The following is a 14217-nucleotide window of genomic DNA, read 5'->3' on the forward strand; positions in this document are numbered from 1 at the left end:
ATCATGCTGGAATGGACAAAATCACCAAACGCCCCGGTGCGTATCGCGCTGTTGCTCTTTGACAGGTTTTCAAACCTGTGCCTTGCCAATTGTCTGGAGCCGCTGCGCGCCGCAAATACGCTGGGGCCGCGCCGTGGCTTTGACTGGCAGATCCTGACGTTGGACGGCGCGCCTGCGCGCTCGTCCAGTGGGATCGAGGTGCTGGCGCATGGCGGGTTGGGGGCGCTGACGGCCTGCGATTACCTTTTTGTGCTGGCAAGTTATGATCACGAGCGGCACGACACTGCCGCCGCGCGGCGCGCGTTGCAAGCGGCGGCGCGGCGGGCGGGGGTGACGGTGGGGCTGGATAGCGGGCCGTGGCTTTTGGCCTCGGCGGGGCTATTGGATGGGCGGCGGGCGACGGTGCATTGGGATTTGCTGGATGCCTTTACCGAGCGGTTTCTGACGGTCACGCCAGAGCGCGCGCGGGTGCTGCGCGATGGCACGCGGATGACCTGTGCGGGGGCGATGTCGGCGCTTGATCTGACGCTGAGGCTGATCAGCGATCACTTGGGCATGGCGGTGAGGCTGGATGTCGAGGCGCTGTTTCTGCATGGCGATCCGCCAGTGACCCCGACACGCGAGGATGTGGCCGTGGGCGATCCGCTGGTGCGCCGGGCGCTGGGATTGATGCGCGATCATGTCGAGCGGCCCTTGTCGCTGAGCGATCTGGCGCGGCGGTTATCGTGCCAGCCGCGCACGCTGGATCGACGGTTTCGGGCGGGCCTTGGGGCACCGCCGGGGGCGGTGTACCGGCATCTGCGCTTGGCTGCGGCGCGCAAGCTGGTCGAGAACACGCGGCTGGGTATGGCGGAGATTGCGCTGCGCTCGGGCTACGAATCGCCTGCGGCGCTGACCCGCGCGCTGCGGCGGCAATATGGCACCACGCCGCGTGCTTTGCGGCACGGCTGAGCGCTGTCAGTCCTTTCGATGTTTTTCGCGTTTGGCGCGGTATTCGGCGATCTGCGCCTCGAGCCGGTCGGCATAGGCGGCGCGGTCGGCGTCGGACATGGCGGTGAGATGTGTCAAAAGCACCTCCTGACCCATCTCAAAGCGTGCGGCGAACCCATCGCGCTGGGTGCGCATCTGGGCCGCGACCCGGTCAGCGTTAAACGGCACGGCGCGCAGGTCGATCACAAGCGCGTCGAAACTCTCGCCGATGTTTGGGCCGTTGTTCGTGCGGTTGCGCCATGCGTCCCGCATCGCGCGGCCTATGGCGCGGCGGTCGGCATCCGAAAGCGCGCGCGTGAGCGGCCCACCGGCCATATCGAGCCGCGAGGGGTGATGACCGGCGTGATCGCCGCCATGGCGCAGCGCCCAGCCCGCTGCCAACCCCGCCACCGCAAGGTTCAGCGCCAGAGAGGCCACCAAAAGCGCCCGCACCCAAGGCTTGGTCCGGCCAGTGCCCTGCTGCTCTGTCATCAGAAATCTCCTGCCAGTTCAAACACCGCTTCGGGTGTGATATCGACCAGATAGGCCGCCTCGTTGCTGCCAGATAGCCCCTCGGGCAGGGTGGTGCCGATCCAGACGCCCGCCACAACGGCCGTTGTCAGCCCGGCCATAGCGGGCCAACCGCCCAAGAGGCGATAGAGCTGTTCCAAAAGACCAGAGCGCGGCGCGGCGCGGGCGGCCTCAGTCCGGCGGGTGATCCAGACCTGTTCGGCCTCGGCATCGCTGAGCACGCGCGCCAGCAACTCTGCCGACGGTGCGGGCGGATGGGCGCGGGCGGCGTCAAAAAACGCGCCAAGCCCGCCAATATCCTGATCCTTATCGCTCATCGACATATCCCAACTCCTCTTGTCGCCCCGCCAGAAGCGCGCTGAGTGCGCGCTTGCCGCGTGAGGTCAGACTTTCGACCGCCTCGACGGTCACGTCCATGATTTCGGCAATCTCGGGGTTCGCCAACCCGTCGATATGGCGCAGCACCACCGCTTGGCGTTGCCGTTCGGGCAACTGATCGAGCGCGGATTGCAGCGCGTCGGCGCGGGCGCGGTCCTGCATCCGTTCGGCGGCGCTGGCCTGTTCATCCTCGGGCTCTGGTATCGCATCAAGCGGCAGATTGCCGCCGCGCGCCCGCCTGCGCCGGTCGATGCAAAGATTGGCCACCACGCGGTAAAGCCAAGTGCTGACCTTGGCCTCGCCGGGTCGCCAATCGGGGGCCTGACGCCAGAGCCGCAAGAGCGCCTCTTGCGCTACATCCTCGGCCTCGGTGCGGTTGCCCAAAAGCCGGTAGGCATGCGCCATGACGCGCGGTGTCAGGCGCAGCGTGAGGAGACGCGCGGCCATGCCGTCACCGTCCGCGAACCGCGCCAAGAGCGCGTCATCGGGCAGATCCTCCATGGCGTCGAATGGCATGCGCATCACCCTTTAGCGTATCCTTCGGATCGGCCCCTGACCAGAGGCCCGGCGCGGGGGTATCCCCGCGCCGCAAGATGTTACTCGCTGGCCTTCTTGTCTTTCATCATGCCGTGATGCTTGCCGTGCTGGGCGCGCATCTGGGAAAACTCTTCCTCGGAAATCGCGCCATCGCCATCGGCGTCCATCTTTTCGAACATTTTGCCCTTGTTGCGGGCCTGCATCTCGTCGGGGCTGAGCATGCCATCGCTGTTGGCATCGTGCCGCTCAATCATGTGATCGGCATAGGCCGCCATGCGCTCGGCCTGACGTTCAGTCATGCGGGCGACCAGCTCGTCTTTGGACAGGGCCCCGTCGCCATCGCTATCGGCACCTTCGAACCGCGCCTGCATGTGGTTGGCCATCTCTTCTGGCGTGATCTTGCCATCGGCATCGGCGTCCAGCTCTTCAAAGCTGTGCTGCATGCCCATGCCTTTGCCCATCTTGCCCTTGTGGCTGTCGGCCTGTGCCACGCTGAGCCCACCGGCCAGAATCGCCGCTGTCAGGCCCACCATCAGAACTGTCTTTTGCATTATCGTCTCTCCCTCAGGGATTTGATGCCTTGTCGTGAAGCGCCCGGATCGTTGGGGCGTTTCTAAGGTCTCTTACGCGGGGCGCGGGCCGCTCCGTCGCAAGGGATGAAATTTTTTGCAGATGCGGTGCAGGCTTTGCGACATCGCGCCGCAAGGACGGTCTGTCATCTTTCCTCTATGTCCCGCGTGCGCCATGTTTGCGCAAACGCAAAGCGAGGCTTCTCATGGGCGATACGACGATGACACAGACTGACCGCGCCCTTTGGCCTGCGGTGCGCCGGGGGTTTTCCCGGAAATGCCCGAACTGTGGCAGTGGCCCGCTTCTGAGCAGCTATCTCAAGCTGCGCGATACCTGCCCTGTGTGCCGCGAGGATCTGAGCCATGCGCGCGCTGATGATGGCCCGGCCTATCTGACGATTCTGATCGTGGGGCATCTGATGGCACCGCTGCTGCATATTGCCTTTGTCCAGTTCCGGCCCGAGCCTTTGGTGCTGTTCACGATATTCGCTATTGGCACCATCGCGCTGTCGCTCTACCTTTTGCCCCGATTGAAGGGGGCCATTGTGGCCTTTCAATGGGCGCGGCTGATGCATGGGTTCAAAGAGAGCCACTAGCCCCGCCGCAAAGGGGCAGGCATGACCGCAATCGACAAGACCGCTATTCGCGACGCCGCAACCGTCATTGTGCTGCGTGATCCAGAGCGGCCGCATGTTCTGATGGGGCAGCGCGGGGCCGAAGCGGCGTTTATGCCCAACAAATTCGTCTTTCCCGGAGGGGCCGTGGATGCGGGCGATGCCGAGGTTCCGCTTGTGCGCCCCCTGCCGCCGCTTTGCGCTGCGCGCCTGACCGAGGATTGTGAGCGCGATCTGAGCCATGCGATTGCCGCCGCCGCCATCCGCGAGTTGTGGGAAGAAACTGGTTTGGCGCTTGGTATGCCCGGCGCATGGCCGGGTGATGTGCCCGGTGATTGGCAAGGCTTTGCCGCGCGCGGTCTGGTGCCGGTGGCCGATCCGCTGCAATTCGTGTTTCGCGCGATTACTCCGCCGGGGCGTCCGCGCCGGTTCGATGCGCGGTTCTTTCTGGTGCATGCCGAGGCGTTGGCGGGGGACCCGGATGATTTTTCTGCCGCCTGCGAAGAATTGAGCCATCTGCAGTGGATTCCGCTGGAAGAGGCGCGTCGGTTTGATCTGCCGTTCATCACCGAGGTGGTGCTGGCAGAGGTCACGGCGCGAGCCCATGACCGCAATCCGCCTGCATCGGTGCCGTTCTTTCGCAATGATGACGAAGAGAGCCTGTTCTTGCGGCTGAAGGGTGCGGCGTCTGGGTGACGGGGTATGCCGCGCGTCCGCCGCGCGGAATCAAGGCGCGGAGCGCCGCCGCGCGATCGCTGGGCCGTCCCGCGGCCTAGCGATTTTGAGAGGGAGCGCCTCACTGAGAGGTCATACGGACTTGGCGGGCATAAAGTGGCATCCACGGATGTTGCTTCGCTAGTCCCCAGCCCAGCGACCGCGCGGCTTAGCGTGCGCGTCCACACCTGCCTTACCTAAGCGCCACCACCGCGATCACCGAGAGCGTGATCAGCGCAATGCCCCAGCCCTCGCGCCGGGTGATGCGCTCGCCAAAGAAAAGCACCGAGGCGAAGAGCGAAAAGATCACCTCGACCTGTCCGACCGCAAAGACCATCGCCGCGTTTTGGAGCGTGAAGGCGGTGAACCAGCAGAGGCTGCCCGCCATGCCGGTCAGCCCCATCCAGACTGCCGTGCGCCGCGCTGCGATGACGCGCCCCACCTGGCCCGGTTCGCGCCACATCAGCCAAAGCGTGAGGGCCACGGCCTGCATCACCGTCACCATCATCAGCGACAGACCGGCCCGCAATAGCGGGTCTGCGCTGGCAATCTCTAGCGTGGCACCGCGATAGCCCACGGCAGAGACCGCAAAGAACGCGCCTGAGGCCAGCCCAAGCGCTGCGGCACGATTGCCAAAGCGCCGCCACCAACGCCCTTCAAATCCCGGCGTTTCCGACAGGATCAGCACACCAATCAGCCCCAAGAGGATCGCGCCAAGGCCCAGCCACGTGATTCGATCCCCCAGAATCACAAGGCCGACAAGGGCGGTCTGCACCACTTCGGTTTTCTTGAAGGTGATGCCCACGGCGAAATTGCGCTCTGCGAAGAGCGCCACCACGCACCATGTCGCGAGAATCTGCGCCAGCCCGCCCGAAATCGCATAGGCCCAGAACAGCGGGGTGTAGCCCGGCCAAGTGGCACCCGTCGCGGCCAGATAGGTCAGGGACAAGGCCACCACGAAAGGTGCGGAGTAGAAAAACCGCGCCAGCGTTGCGCCGCCTGCGCTGAGCGCGCCCATGCTCAGGTGTTTTTGCAGCATGAAACGCAGCGTCTGGAACGCTGCCGCTGCAATCGAGAGAAAGATCCACGGCTCCATGCCCGTCACGCGCCGCGTTCGGGCGCGCCTGGCTTAGCCGCCAAACTGTCCCTCATAGACCGGCTCGAGCGTCGGCGTGTCAAAGAGCGACGACACGCTCGTGCCATTCCAGATGTTCAGGATGGCTTGGGCAAAGACGGGGGCTGTCGGGATGATGCGGATGTTGGGCGTGGCACGCACCGCCTCGGTGGGCAGGATCGTGTCGGTGATGACCATGGATTTCAGAACGGATTTGGTGATCCGCTCGACCGCCGGGCCAGACATGACGCCATGGGTGGTATAGGCATGCACCTCGGATGCGCCGTTTTCCATCAGCACTTCGGCCGCTTTGCACATCGTGCCAGCGGTGTCGCACATGTCGTCAACAATGATGCAGATTTTGTCTGTCACATCGCCGATCACGGTCATTTCCGCCACTTCGCCCGCCTTTTCGCGGCGCTTGTCCACGATCGAGAGAGGGGCGGTGATCCGCTTGGCCAGCTCGCGCGCGCGCGCCACACCGCCCACGTCGGGCGAGACCACCATCACATCCTGCATCCGGCCCTTGAACTGGGTCATGATGTCGAGCGCAAAGATCGGGGAAGCGTAGAGGTTATCCACCGGAATATCGAAAAAGCCCTGAATCTGCGCGGCGTGCAGGTCCATGGTCAGCACGCGTTCTACCCCGGCCTCGACGATCATATTGGCGACAAGTTTCGCCGAAATCGGCGTGCGCGCCTTGGAGCGGCGATCCTGACGGGCGTAGCCGAAATAGGGGATCACGGCGGTGATCCGCGCCGCCGACGACCGGCGCAGCGCGTCGGCCATGATCAGAAGCTCCATCAGGTTGTCATTGGCCGGGTTCGAGGTGGGCTGGATGATGAACATATCCTCGCCGCGCACATTCTCGTAGACCTCGACAAAGATTTCCTGATCGTTGAAGCGTTCGACACGGGCGTCGACCAAGCCCACATTGACCCCGCGATGCATCGACATCCGCCGGGCAATCGCCGTGGCAAGCGGCAGGTTGGCATTGCCCGAAATGAGCTTCGGTTGCGATGTGGCTGGCATGATGGGGTCCCCGGCTGTGCAATATGACAGATTCGTGATGTTGACACCGCTTAGCATGTGGTCATGCTCAGGCAAAGCGATGCAGCAAAGGAACGTGCCGAAATGGCCCATATCGACTATTATTTTTCAACCCTCTCGCCCTATGCCTATCTGGCGGGCGCGGGGCTAGAAGAGATTGCGGCGCGGCATGGGGCCAGCCTCAGCTATAAACCGCTCGATATCATGGCGCTGTTTGCGCGCACGGGCGGTGCCGCACCTGCGGACCGGCATCCCATCCGCACCGCCTATCGCAATCAGGAATTGCCGCGTCAGGCCAAGAAACGCGGTATGGCGCTGACGCTCAAGCCTGCGTTCTGGCCCACCAATCCTGCGCCGTCCTCCTATGCCATTATCGCCGCGCAGGCGGCGGGGGGTGGTGATCTGGGGGGGCTGGTGCAGTCCATTCTGCGGGCCTGCTGGGCGGAAGAGCGCAACATCGCCGAGGATGAGGTGATCCGCGATTGCCTTGAACGCGCCGGTTTCGATCCGGCCTTGGCGGACAAGGGATTGCTCAGCGGGGCGGAAACCTATGCCGCCAACCTCGAAGAGGCGGTGGCGGCTGGCGTGTTTGGTGCGCCCTTCTATGTGGTGGATAGCGGTCAGAGTTTCTGGGGTCAGGACCGGCTTGAGGATCTTGATCTGCATCTGGCGGGCAAGCTCTGATCCCATGCCGCAGGGGGTAAGGGGCGGGTTTCCGACCCATTGGACAGCGCTGGGCCATGGGCCTCGGCATGCCTTGGCGATCCACTGCTCGCTGTCGCATAGCGGCAGTTGGGGGCCGCTGGCGCGTGAGTTGGGCGGCGCGCTGCGCCTTACCGCGTTCGATCTACCTGGGCATGGGCAAAGCGCGGCCTGGACCGGCGACGGTGAGATTCAGGCGGTCAGCACCGCGATGGCGGCGGGCTTTCTGGAGGCGCCCACGGATATCATCGGGCATTCGTTCGGCGCGACGGTGGCGTTGCGGCTGGCGGTCGAGCGTCCGGATTTGGTGCGCACGCTGATCCTTTATGAGCCGGTGTTTTTTGCCGTGGGTCTGCACGATCAGCCCGGTTTGCGCGCAGGCCACGAGGCCGAAATGGCCGAGTATGCGGCGGGCATGGCGGCGGGGGATTTTCTGCGCGCCGCCGAAGGGTTTACCCGCGTTTGGGGCGACCGGCGCGGCTGGACCGCACTGCCTGAGGGCGCGCGCGCGGCGATGGCGGCGCAGATGCCGCTGATCGAGGCCGCGACCGATGCGCTATATGGCGATGCGGGCGGGATGCTGTCGAGCGGCGCGTTGACGCGGATCAGCGTGCCGGTTTTGTTGATGGAGGGCAGCGCCTCGCCGGCGATCATTGCCGCGATCAATGCGGGGCTGGTGGCGCGCATACCAGAGGCGCTGCGCGTGGTGGTGCAGGGCGCGGGGCATATGGGCCCGATCAGCCATGCGAGGGGTGTAGCGGAAGAGATCAGGGGGTTTCTTGGGGGGGTGCAGGGGTATTTGGGTTGAGCGTGTCCTCCGCAATGAACTGCGCTGTGCCTGACCGCCGGGTGGGCGCTGCAACAGACGTGATGGGCAGTTTATGCCTGCCAAGTCTTCCGCGTTCCAAATGAGGTGATACGTTGCAAAAGCGCCCGCCCGAGGGGGCGGTCGGGCGCTGCGCGGCGGTGCCTGCGGCACCTTGATTCCGCGCTTTGGTGATCGGGACCGATGTCGGATACCTACTGAAGTGCCGGTTTTTTGCTGCGACCCAGGCCAGCGCCCGCGCGCGGCCCTACATCAAATCACTGAGCGCCACCGCTTGACCGGGTGTGTCGGCGAATTCCACCGTTTCGACATCGACCAGCACGACCGCCCCTTGCGGTCCTTCAAGGATCACCCGCGCGCCGTCGCGCCCGATGCCATAGGTTTCGCGGTTTCCGGGCAGGATCGCCAGATCGCGGCCCGCGCCGCCGTGGATGCGGTCATGGCCGCCATTGCCCACAAACACATCATCCCCGGCCGCGCCGAGCAGGATATCGGCCTTGGCCGTGCCCTCAAGCCGTGCGCCCTCTGGCCCGGCGGTCTCGGTTCGGCCGTGCAGGAATGTGCCCGTCGCGCGGTCCGCATCCCATTCCGGTGCCTGCGCATTAGCCCGCATCAACGCGTCCCAGCGAGGGGTCGTATCGTCGAGATGCCGGAGCGCGCCCCAACTGCCCCATTTCGAAGGGGCGGCGACATCGACGAACGCGTTGAAAAGCGTGCCGCCTGCCGCTGTCCATCCGGTGAGCAACTCGTCGTAGAGCGCACCCATCTGTGGGCTGTAATTGAATCCGATGAAGAACTCGGTGAGCGCGTCATTTTCGACCACGGCCCCGTGCCCCACCACATGCGTGCCGCCCTCATACATCACCAGTCGCAGGCCGTGCTGGGCGGCGATCCCGGCGTGATAGGGCAGGATATCGCGCAGCAATTCCCCCAAGGAGCCCTGGCGCAGCGCCTCGGCGGCCAGATCATAGGCGAGATCATAGCGATGTGCGGCCAGATACGCCTCGGGGTCCGCGCCGAGTTCGACCGCCTTGGCGCGGGCGATGGCCGCGCTGGTGGCGATCCAGCCCTGAATGGTGCCAAGCTGATCCTCGCCGCCCAAGTCAAAGCCGAAATAGCCGGTGACGGCATAGGCGTCAAAGCGGGTGACAGGCGGCGCTGTCAACTGTCCTTGCGCAAGGGCCAGAGGGGCCATCAAGAGCGGCTCTTCCAGCCCCGGCCAGCCGGTATGGGTGCCCACGACGATCGCTAGTCGGTTTTCTTGGCCGGTGAACTCCGCGCGCCAGATATCGGCCATCTGCGCCGCGCGCAGGCCCGCGAATTGCATCCAGGCATCGTCCCCCGCCGCGTCGCCCCAGAGCGCCAGCGCTTGATCACGGGCCCAGACCGTTTGAGGAAACATGAAATTCCAGACCTCGTTGGAATATTCCACATGCGCCTTGAGGTCGGGGGCGAGATGGTCGCGCAGATAGGAGGCAGAGCCCCGGATATAGCCGTCATCAGCCATATGCGGCATGTTCACCCAAGGGTCAGCACCGATCTGATTGGCGAGCGCGACCATCACCTCGAGCGGCGCGCCGCGCCAGACATAGGTGGCGTCTTGGGGCAGGGGGCGATCTTCCCATGTGACCTGCGGCGCGCCATTGGTGAACATCCAGTCCATGAAGCGGATCACGCGCAGATCGGCCACTTTCTCGATCCAGAGCGGGTTGAAGATCACGCCCAAGTCATGCAGTGCCAATTGATCCTCGCGCACAACGGTGATGTCGCGCAGGGGGTCGGCCGGATCTGTCTCAAGTAGGCTGAGTGCCACCGGGCCATCGCCGGGTGTCACATCGAAGCGCACCTCACGTTTGCCATAGTCATACCGGACATTATCGGCGCGGCCCACGACCCGGATCACCCCGGTGCCCGTATAGCGCAGCACATAGCGCCCGTTCAGATGTGTGGCGGCCGTGGGCTGATCGGTCAGGATGAAGGCCTCGAGCGCTTTGGCCCCGTCGGGCAGGGCCAAGGGCCAGCCGAAGGCGTCGAGATAGCCCCCCGCCAATAACGCCTCGGTGGTGAAGGCGCCCCATTGGTCGGCGCTATGGCCGACCCAAGGGCGCGCGGTTTTCATCACATCGACGAAAGGATGCTGGCTCGACCAATCCGCGATTCCGTTGAGGCCCATGCCCAGGCTCGGGTTGGCGAGGCCTGCGCCGGATGAGATGCCTGCTGTGGCCACCGCTTGCGCCGGGGGGCTCGCTTGGGTGGTGTCGCGCAGGCCGAGCGCTTGGTCCACTTCTTCGGTCAGGCGGGGATAGGTGTCGCGCACCAGCGGATGCAAGATGTCGGGGAGCGCAAACCCGGTCGGTGCCGGCGTTTCATAGAGCGCGCTATACGCCACGAGCGCGGCCAGAAAATATTGCGTGGCGGTGCCGTGCGGGGCGTCATCGGAATAGAGCGCTTCGACAGGCATGTCCTCTAACAGGCCGGTTTGCAGGCCGGAGAGCACGGATGAGACCGGCAAAAGCGTGATCTCGATGCCGGGGCGTGCCGCTTGCAAAGCGGCCACATAATCACGAAACCAGTCGTGATAATCGCTGAGCGCGTAGCCGTGCCAGCGCCGCAGATTGCGATCCGAAGGCGGAAAGCCACGGGTAAAGCCGCCCATGTCGGGCCAGCCTTCGTAGATCACGATGCGCGCGCCGGGCCAGTCGGCGGTGGCGCGGTCGATGACCTCAAGGGTTACCGAAACCGGGCTGGCATTGTCAGGGTTGTCCCCCTCAAACGCGGCATCAGGCGATTGATATTGAATGAAATTAGCCGGCGTAATGAGCACGGTATCAGCGGCAGCGCGCCGGGTTGTCACACCGTCAAAGGACCAGTTGGGGGCGATGCCCTGCGTGGCAAAGTCGCGCAGAAATCCCCATTGCCCCGACAGGGTCAGATCGCGCCCTCCTGCCTGCGCCAGCCGCGCCAGCCAGTAGGGCACATTGGTGGCCGGATCGTCGCTGAGGTGATGCACCAGAGAATTGCCAAACACATGCGCGCTGAGCGCTCCACGCTCGGCCTGCGCCGGGATGGTGCCCAGCATGAGAAGCGCCCCGATGAGGCCTATCAGATGTCGCATGGTCCGGTTCCCCCTGTCTTTGCCCCAATATAGAGGCGGCGCGCGCGTCTTGCCACCATCTGCGGTGGCCTGGGGGAGAGGGGGAATTTTGAGTATTTGCACCAAGAAGAAAGCAGGGCCTGCACTTCGCGCTTGGCCCGCCCTGAGGGATCAGGCAGAAAGGGGCCATGACGCCTGATGATCTGGTTCTGACCCCACTTGGCCTGCGGTTTCGTGGGCGGCGCTATCCCTGCACCATCGGGCGTGGCGGGGTATCGGCGCGCAAGCGCGAAGGGGATGGGGCGACGCCGGTGGGCGCGCATCGCATCGTGGGGCTGCTCTATCGCCCTGACCGCATGGCGCGGCCCACCGATTGGGCGGTGCCGATCCGGCCCGGTGATCTGTGGTCGGACGATCCGGGCGACGTGGATTACAACCTTATGGTGCGCGCGCCCTATCCGCATAGCCATGAGGTGCTACGCCGCGCCGACCCGCTTTATGATCTCGTGTTGATCACCGATTGGAATTGGCCACAGGCGGTGCGGGGGCGGGGATCGTGCATCTTTGTTCATCGTTGGCGGCGACCGGGCTATCCCACCGCGGGCTGTATCGGGCTGCGCCCCGATCACCTGCTCCATATCGCGCAGCAGATTACCTTTGGCGCGCGATTGATCGTGCCGCCGCGCTGATACCTATTCGGGATATTTTCGGCTTGCCGTGGCGCGGGCCAGAACCTTTTTGTCGGCGCGCGCTGTGGCGGTCCAGACATAGGTATGCACACCGCCCGGCGGACAGGGGCTTTTGTATTTGAAGGCTCCGAAGGGCAATTGCCCGTCGCTTCCTACCTTCAAGCGCCCGCCGCCGTGGTTGTAGTTGGGCGCATCGCGATCCTTGAGGGAGAATTCGATGGATGTGGTGCCAGCCGGAACCCCGCGCAGCACAAAGGCGGGGCTGCCGACCGTATTGGGCTTGCCGGTGCGGCAGGCAGGGATATTGCCCCAGTCAAAGGATATCGTGAATTCGGCCGCAGCCGTGGTGGCAGACAAGGCAAGAGCGGCAAGCGATAGAGATAAAAGGCGCATTGGTGTCTCCGATGCAATCCGTTTCTACCTGGAAAACACTACACCAGCGCGCCCGACCTGACAACAAATGCGCGTGTCGGCCTAGCCGTAGTCGCGTTCTCCGAAGATCGCAGAGCCAACGCGGACATGCGTGGCCCCCTGCGCAATCGCGCTCTCGAAATCGCCGCTCATGCCCATCGAGAGGCCCGAAAGCCCGTTGCGCGCCGCCATTTTCGCCAGCAGGGCGAAATGCAGGCTGGGTTCTTCTTCGACCGGGGGGATGCACATCAGCCCCTTGACCGGCAGATCGAGCGCGCGGCACTCGGCCACAAACCCATCAATCTCTTGTGGCAGAACGCCCGCCTTTTGCGGCTCTTCGCCGGTGTTGACCTGAAGGAAAAGGTCCGGGCAGCGCCCCATTTCCTGCGCCAGCCGCGCGATGCCCTGTGCGATTTTGGGGCGGTCGACGGAATGGATGGCCTGAAACATCTCCATCGCTTGCCGTGCCTTGTTGCTCTGCAAGGGGCCGATGAGATGCAAGACTATGTCGGTGTAGCGGTCCTGAAAGGCTGGCCATCGCCCGGCTGCCTCTTGCACCCGGTTTTCGCCGAACACGCGGTGTCCTTGATCCAGCACAGCGGCGACGCGCTCTGCGGGCTGCACCTTGGAGACGGCGATCAATTCCACATCCTGCGGCGCACGCCCTGCTGCGGTGCAGGCCTTGTCCATCCGTGCCCTGATTTCGCTCAGACCCATAATCGTCCTCATTCATTGCGTTGTTCTTGCATGCCACAGGGGCCACCCCCCGCACAAGTGCGCGACAGACCGTCAAACGGCTTGCCCCTTAGCCCCGGCTTGGATAGTAGGGATGGAAACAATCCCGGACGGTGCCATGACCCATTCGCGTTTCAAGATCTTCGGCCTAACGCTGGCCAGTCTCGTGCTTCTGAGCGGCTGCGGCGCGTTCCAGAATGCGACCTTGGACCCGGAGGCCATGCGCGTTAAAGGCGGCAGAGAAAGACAGGCGGCCGCGAATGAAGGCTCTCTGCTGGATTCGTTTCGTGGGGCGAGGGACACCGTCAAGGTCAACCGCTTTCTCTGGACGGCGTCGCTGCAAGTTCTGGATTTCCTGCCGATTGAGGCCGCCGATCCCTTTACCGGCGTGATTTCAACGGGCTATGGCACCCCACCGGGGGGCGGGCAGGCCTATCGCGCCACCATCCTGATCAGCGACCCGGCCCTTGACGCGCGGTCCCTCAACGTTGCGCTGCAAACGCGGGGCGGTTCGGTGGATGCCGCAACCGAGCGCGCGGTCGAGGATGCGATTCTCAACCGCGCTCGGCAATTGCGGATCAATGCGGCGCGGTTCTGAGCACCCCCTTGGCATGGCGGCGCTCTGTTAGCGCCTGCCGGATGATCTGTTGCGACGAGTTGACAAAAAGGCCCGCCATGAGCCCGGCCACGATCAGGTCGGGCCATCCGGTCTCGGTGCCCCAAACCGCAAGCGCTGCGACCATCACCGCCACATTGCCGATGGCATCGTTGCGCGAACAGAGCCAGACTGAGCGGACATTGGCATCGCCATCTTTGTAGGCCCTGAGCAAGAGCACGCTTGCAACATTCGCTATGAGGGCAAGAAACCCGATGCTGCCCATAATCTCGGCTTGTGGCACGCCCAGATAGATCACGCGATAGACGGTGCTGCCCAGCACCCATAGCCCCATCGCCATGAGGCTGAGACCCTTGAACAGCGCCGCCGTAGCCCGCACCCGGAGGCTGGCACCGATCACGGCCAAAGACAGCCCATAGGTCAGGGCATCGCCCAGAAAATCCAGCGCATCGGCCTTGAGCGCCTGCGATTGTGCGGCTTGGCCTGCGGCCATTTCCACCCCGAACATCGCGGCATTGAGGGCGATCACGATCCAGAGCCGTTGCTTGTAGGCGGCTGAGAGCCCATCGAACTGGGCCTCATGGCCACAACATCCCGCCATGCTGCACCTCCTTTGCATTTGCGTCAGGGGCAATGTAATCTCTCTAGTGACTAGAGCTTCAAGGGGG

General features: G+C 64.2%; 17 protein-coding genes. 7 read left to right on the forward strand and 10 right to left on the reverse strand.

The window, feature by feature from the left end:
* The first annotated feature begins 3 nt into the window (after nt 1-3).
* A complete protein-coding gene (locus ROSMUCSMR3_RS15285) occupies nt 4-951 on the forward strand; it encodes a GlxA family transcriptional regulator (protein ID WP_081507862.1) in 948 nt (315 codons plus the stop codon).
* A 6-nt stretch (nt 952-957) separates the two neighbouring features.
* Here the strand turns inward: ROSMUCSMR3_RS15285 and ROSMUCSMR3_RS15290 are convergent, their stop codons facing one another.
* The 4 genes from ROSMUCSMR3_RS15290 to ROSMUCSMR3_RS15305 all read right to left on the reverse strand — a co-directional run bounded on the left by ROSMUCSMR3_RS15290 (nt 958) and on the right by ROSMUCSMR3_RS15305 (nt 2966).
* Nucleotides 958-1461, reverse strand: coding sequence for a periplasmic heavy metal sensor (locus ROSMUCSMR3_RS15290; protein ID WP_081507863.1), 504 nt, complete (start codon nt 1459-1461; stop codon nt 958-960).
* A complete protein-coding gene (locus ROSMUCSMR3_RS15295; protein ID WP_232279157.1) occupies nt 1461-1823 on the reverse strand; it encodes a hypothetical protein in 363 nt (120 codons plus the stop codon). The genes ROSMUCSMR3_RS15290 and ROSMUCSMR3_RS15295 overlap by 1 nt, the downstream gene beginning before the upstream one ends.
* Entirely contained in the window at nt 1807-2400 is a 594-nt protein-coding gene (locus tag ROSMUCSMR3_RS15300) for an RNA polymerase sigma factor (RefSeq protein ID WP_008279807.1), read from the reverse strand. The genes ROSMUCSMR3_RS15295 and ROSMUCSMR3_RS15300 overlap by 17 nt, the downstream gene beginning before the upstream one ends.
* Nucleotides 2401-2474: 74 nt before the next feature.
* Nucleotides 2475-2966 carry an EF-hand domain-containing protein gene (locus ROSMUCSMR3_RS15305; protein WP_081507864.1) on the reverse strand — a complete coding sequence of 164 codons (492 nt, stop codon included), beginning with the start codon at nt 2964-2966 and terminating at the stop codon, nt 2475-2477.
* Between the two features lie 224 nt (nt 2967-3190).
* Between ROSMUCSMR3_RS15305 and ROSMUCSMR3_RS15310 the strand changes: the two genes are divergently transcribed.
* Both ROSMUCSMR3_RS15310 and ROSMUCSMR3_RS15315 read left to right on the forward strand, forming a co-directional pair.
* The gene (locus ROSMUCSMR3_RS15310; RefSeq protein ID WP_008279809.1) at nt 3191-3580 is read left to right on the forward strand and encodes a DUF983 domain-containing protein; all 390 of its coding nucleotides are present in this window, start codon (nt 3191-3193) and stop codon (nt 3578-3580) included.
* A 21-nt stretch (nt 3581-3601) separates the two neighbouring features.
* Nucleotides 3602-4294 (forward strand): NUDIX hydrolase, encoded by a 693-nt coding sequence (locus tag ROSMUCSMR3_RS15315; RefSeq protein ID WP_081507865.1) that lies wholly within the window; start codon nt 3602-3604, stop codon nt 4292-4294.
* Nucleotides 4295-4505: 211 nt separating this feature from the next.
* Here the strand turns inward: ROSMUCSMR3_RS15315 and ROSMUCSMR3_RS15320 are convergent, their stop codons facing one another.
* Nucleotides 4506-5408 carry an EamA family transporter gene (locus ROSMUCSMR3_RS15320; protein WP_081507866.1) on the reverse strand — a complete coding sequence of 301 codons (903 nt, stop codon included), beginning with the start codon at nt 5406-5408 and terminating at the stop codon, nt 4506-4508.
* Between the two features lie 33 nt (nt 5409-5441).
* Nucleotides 5442-6458 carry a ribose-phosphate pyrophosphokinase gene (locus ROSMUCSMR3_RS15325; RefSeq protein WP_037297258.1) on the reverse strand — a complete coding sequence of 339 codons (1017 nt, stop codon included), beginning with the start codon at nt 6456-6458 and terminating at the stop codon, nt 5442-5444.
* 102 nt (nt 6459-6560) lie between these two features.
* Here ROSMUCSMR3_RS15325 and ROSMUCSMR3_RS15330 point away from each other — a divergent pair, with 102 nt between their 5' ends.
* Nucleotides 6561-7160, forward strand: a complete 600-nt coding sequence (locus ROSMUCSMR3_RS15330; RefSeq protein WP_037297095.1) for a 2-hydroxychromene-2-carboxylate isomerase — start codon at nt 6561-6563, stop codon at nt 7158-7160.
* Nucleotides 7123-7986, forward strand: a complete 864-nt coding sequence (locus ROSMUCSMR3_RS15335) for an alpha/beta hydrolase (protein ID WP_335743530.1) — start codon at nt 7123-7125, stop codon at nt 7984-7986. Before ROSMUCSMR3_RS15330 ends, ROSMUCSMR3_RS15335 begins: the two co-directional genes overlap by 38 nt.
* A gap of 265 nt (nt 7987-8251) precedes the next feature.
* Here the strand turns inward: ROSMUCSMR3_RS15335 and ROSMUCSMR3_RS15340 are convergent, their stop codons facing one another.
* Complete coding sequence (locus ROSMUCSMR3_RS15340) at nt 8252-11119, reverse strand: type I secretion protein (protein WP_081507867.1); 2868 nt, start codon at nt 11117-11119, stop codon at nt 8252-8254.
* 167 nt (nt 11120-11286) lie between these two features.
* On the opposite strand from ROSMUCSMR3_RS15340, the gene ROSMUCSMR3_RS15345 reads away from it, so the two are divergent.
* Nucleotides 11287-11787 carry a L,D-transpeptidase family protein gene (locus ROSMUCSMR3_RS15345; protein ID WP_081507868.1) on the forward strand — a complete coding sequence of 167 codons (501 nt, stop codon included), beginning with the start codon at nt 11287-11289 and terminating at the stop codon, nt 11785-11787.
* A 3-nt stretch (nt 11788-11790) separates the two neighbouring features.
* Here the strand turns inward: ROSMUCSMR3_RS15345 and ROSMUCSMR3_RS21260 are convergent, their stop codons facing one another.
* A complete protein-coding gene (locus tag ROSMUCSMR3_RS21260) occupies nt 11791-12180 on the reverse strand; it encodes a YbhB/YbcL family Raf kinase inhibitor-like protein (protein WP_151978468.1) in 390 nt (129 codons plus the stop codon).
* An 81-nt stretch (nt 12181-12261) separates the two neighbouring features.
* Entirely contained in the window at nt 12262-12915 is a 654-nt protein-coding gene (locus ROSMUCSMR3_RS15355; protein ID WP_008279818.1) for a YggS family pyridoxal phosphate-dependent enzyme, read from the reverse strand.
* A 112-nt stretch (nt 12916-13027) separates the two neighbouring features.
* On the opposite strand from ROSMUCSMR3_RS15355, the gene ROSMUCSMR3_RS15360 reads away from it, so the two are divergent.
* On the forward strand, nt 13028-13531 hold the full coding sequence (locus ROSMUCSMR3_RS15360) for a DUF3576 domain-containing protein (protein ID WP_008279819.1): 504 nt from the start codon (nt 13028-13030) through the stop codon (nt 13529-13531).
* Here the strand turns inward: ROSMUCSMR3_RS15360 and ROSMUCSMR3_RS15365 are convergent.
* Nucleotides 13512-14150, reverse strand: a complete 639-nt coding sequence (locus ROSMUCSMR3_RS15365) for a cation transporter (RefSeq protein WP_081507869.1) — start codon at nt 14148-14150, stop codon at nt 13512-13514. The two genes, ROSMUCSMR3_RS15360 and ROSMUCSMR3_RS15365, sit on opposite strands and share 20 nt — an antisense overlap.
* Nucleotides 14151-14217: the final 67 nt, after the last annotated feature.

It is taken from the genome of Roseovarius mucosus, from assembly GCF_002080415.1.
Taxonomy (GTDB): Bacteria; Pseudomonadota; Alphaproteobacteria; order Rhodobacterales; family Rhodobacteraceae; genus Roseovarius; species Roseovarius mucosus_A.

What these genes read in the sequence shown, in the direction of transcription:
- ROSMUCSMR3_RS15285 (WP_081507862.1), top strand. Translation starts at nt 4, where the DNA reads ATGCTGGAATGGACAAAATCACCAAACGCCCCGGTGCGTATCGCGCTG.
- ROSMUCSMR3_RS15290 (WP_081507863.1), bottom strand. Translation starts at nt 1,461, where the DNA reads ATGACAGAGCAGCAGGGCACTGGCCGGACCAAGCCTTGGGTGCGGGCG.
- ROSMUCSMR3_RS15295 (WP_232279157.1), bottom strand. Translation starts at nt 1,823, where the DNA reads ATGTCGATGAGCGATAAGGATCAGGATATTGGCGGGCTTGGCGCGTTT.
- ROSMUCSMR3_RS15300 (WP_008279807.1), bottom strand. Translation starts at nt 2,400, where the DNA reads ATGCGCATGCCATTCGACGCCATGGAGGATCTGCCCGATGACGCGCTC.
- ROSMUCSMR3_RS15305 (WP_081507864.1), bottom strand. Translation starts at nt 2,966, where the DNA reads ATGCAAAAGACAGTTCTGATGGTGGGCCTGACAGCGGCGATTCTGGCC.
- ROSMUCSMR3_RS15310 (WP_008279809.1), top strand. Translation starts at nt 3,191, where the DNA reads ATGGGCGATACGACGATGACACAGACTGACCGCGCCCTTTGGCCTGCG.
- ROSMUCSMR3_RS15315 (WP_081507865.1), top strand. Translation starts at nt 3,602, where the DNA reads ATGACCGCAATCGACAAGACCGCTATTCGCGACGCCGCAACCGTCATT.
- ROSMUCSMR3_RS15320 (WP_081507866.1), bottom strand. Translation starts at nt 5,408, where the DNA reads ATGGAGCCGTGGATCTTTCTCTCGATTGCAGCGGCAGCGTTCCAGACG.
- ROSMUCSMR3_RS15325 (WP_037297258.1), bottom strand. Translation starts at nt 6,458, where the DNA reads ATGCCAGCCACATCGCAACCGAAGCTCATTTCGGGCAATGCCAACCTG.
- ROSMUCSMR3_RS15330 (WP_037297095.1), top strand. Translation starts at nt 6,561, where the DNA reads ATGGCCCATATCGACTATTATTTTTCAACCCTCTCGCCCTATGCCTAT.
- ROSMUCSMR3_RS15340 (WP_081507867.1), bottom strand. Translation starts at nt 11,119, where the DNA reads ATGCGACATCTGATAGGCCTCATCGGGGCGCTTCTCATGCTGGGCACC.
- ROSMUCSMR3_RS15345 (WP_081507868.1), top strand. Translation starts at nt 11,287, where the DNA reads ATGACGCCTGATGATCTGGTTCTGACCCCACTTGGCCTGCGGTTTCGT.
- ROSMUCSMR3_RS21260 (WP_151978468.1), bottom strand. Translation starts at nt 12,180, where the DNA reads ATGCGCCTTTTATCTCTATCGCTTGCCGCTCTTGCCTTGTCTGCCACC.
- ROSMUCSMR3_RS15355 (WP_008279818.1), bottom strand. Translation starts at nt 12,915, where the DNA reads ATGGGTCTGAGCGAAATCAGGGCACGGATGGACAAGGCCTGCACCGCA.
- ROSMUCSMR3_RS15360 (WP_008279819.1), top strand. Translation starts at nt 13,028, where the DNA reads ATGGAAACAATCCCGGACGGTGCCATGACCCATTCGCGTTTCAAGATC.
- ROSMUCSMR3_RS15365 (WP_081507869.1), bottom strand. Translation starts at nt 14,150, where the DNA reads ATGGCGGGATGTTGTGGCCATGAGGCCCAGTTCGATGGGCTCTCAGCC.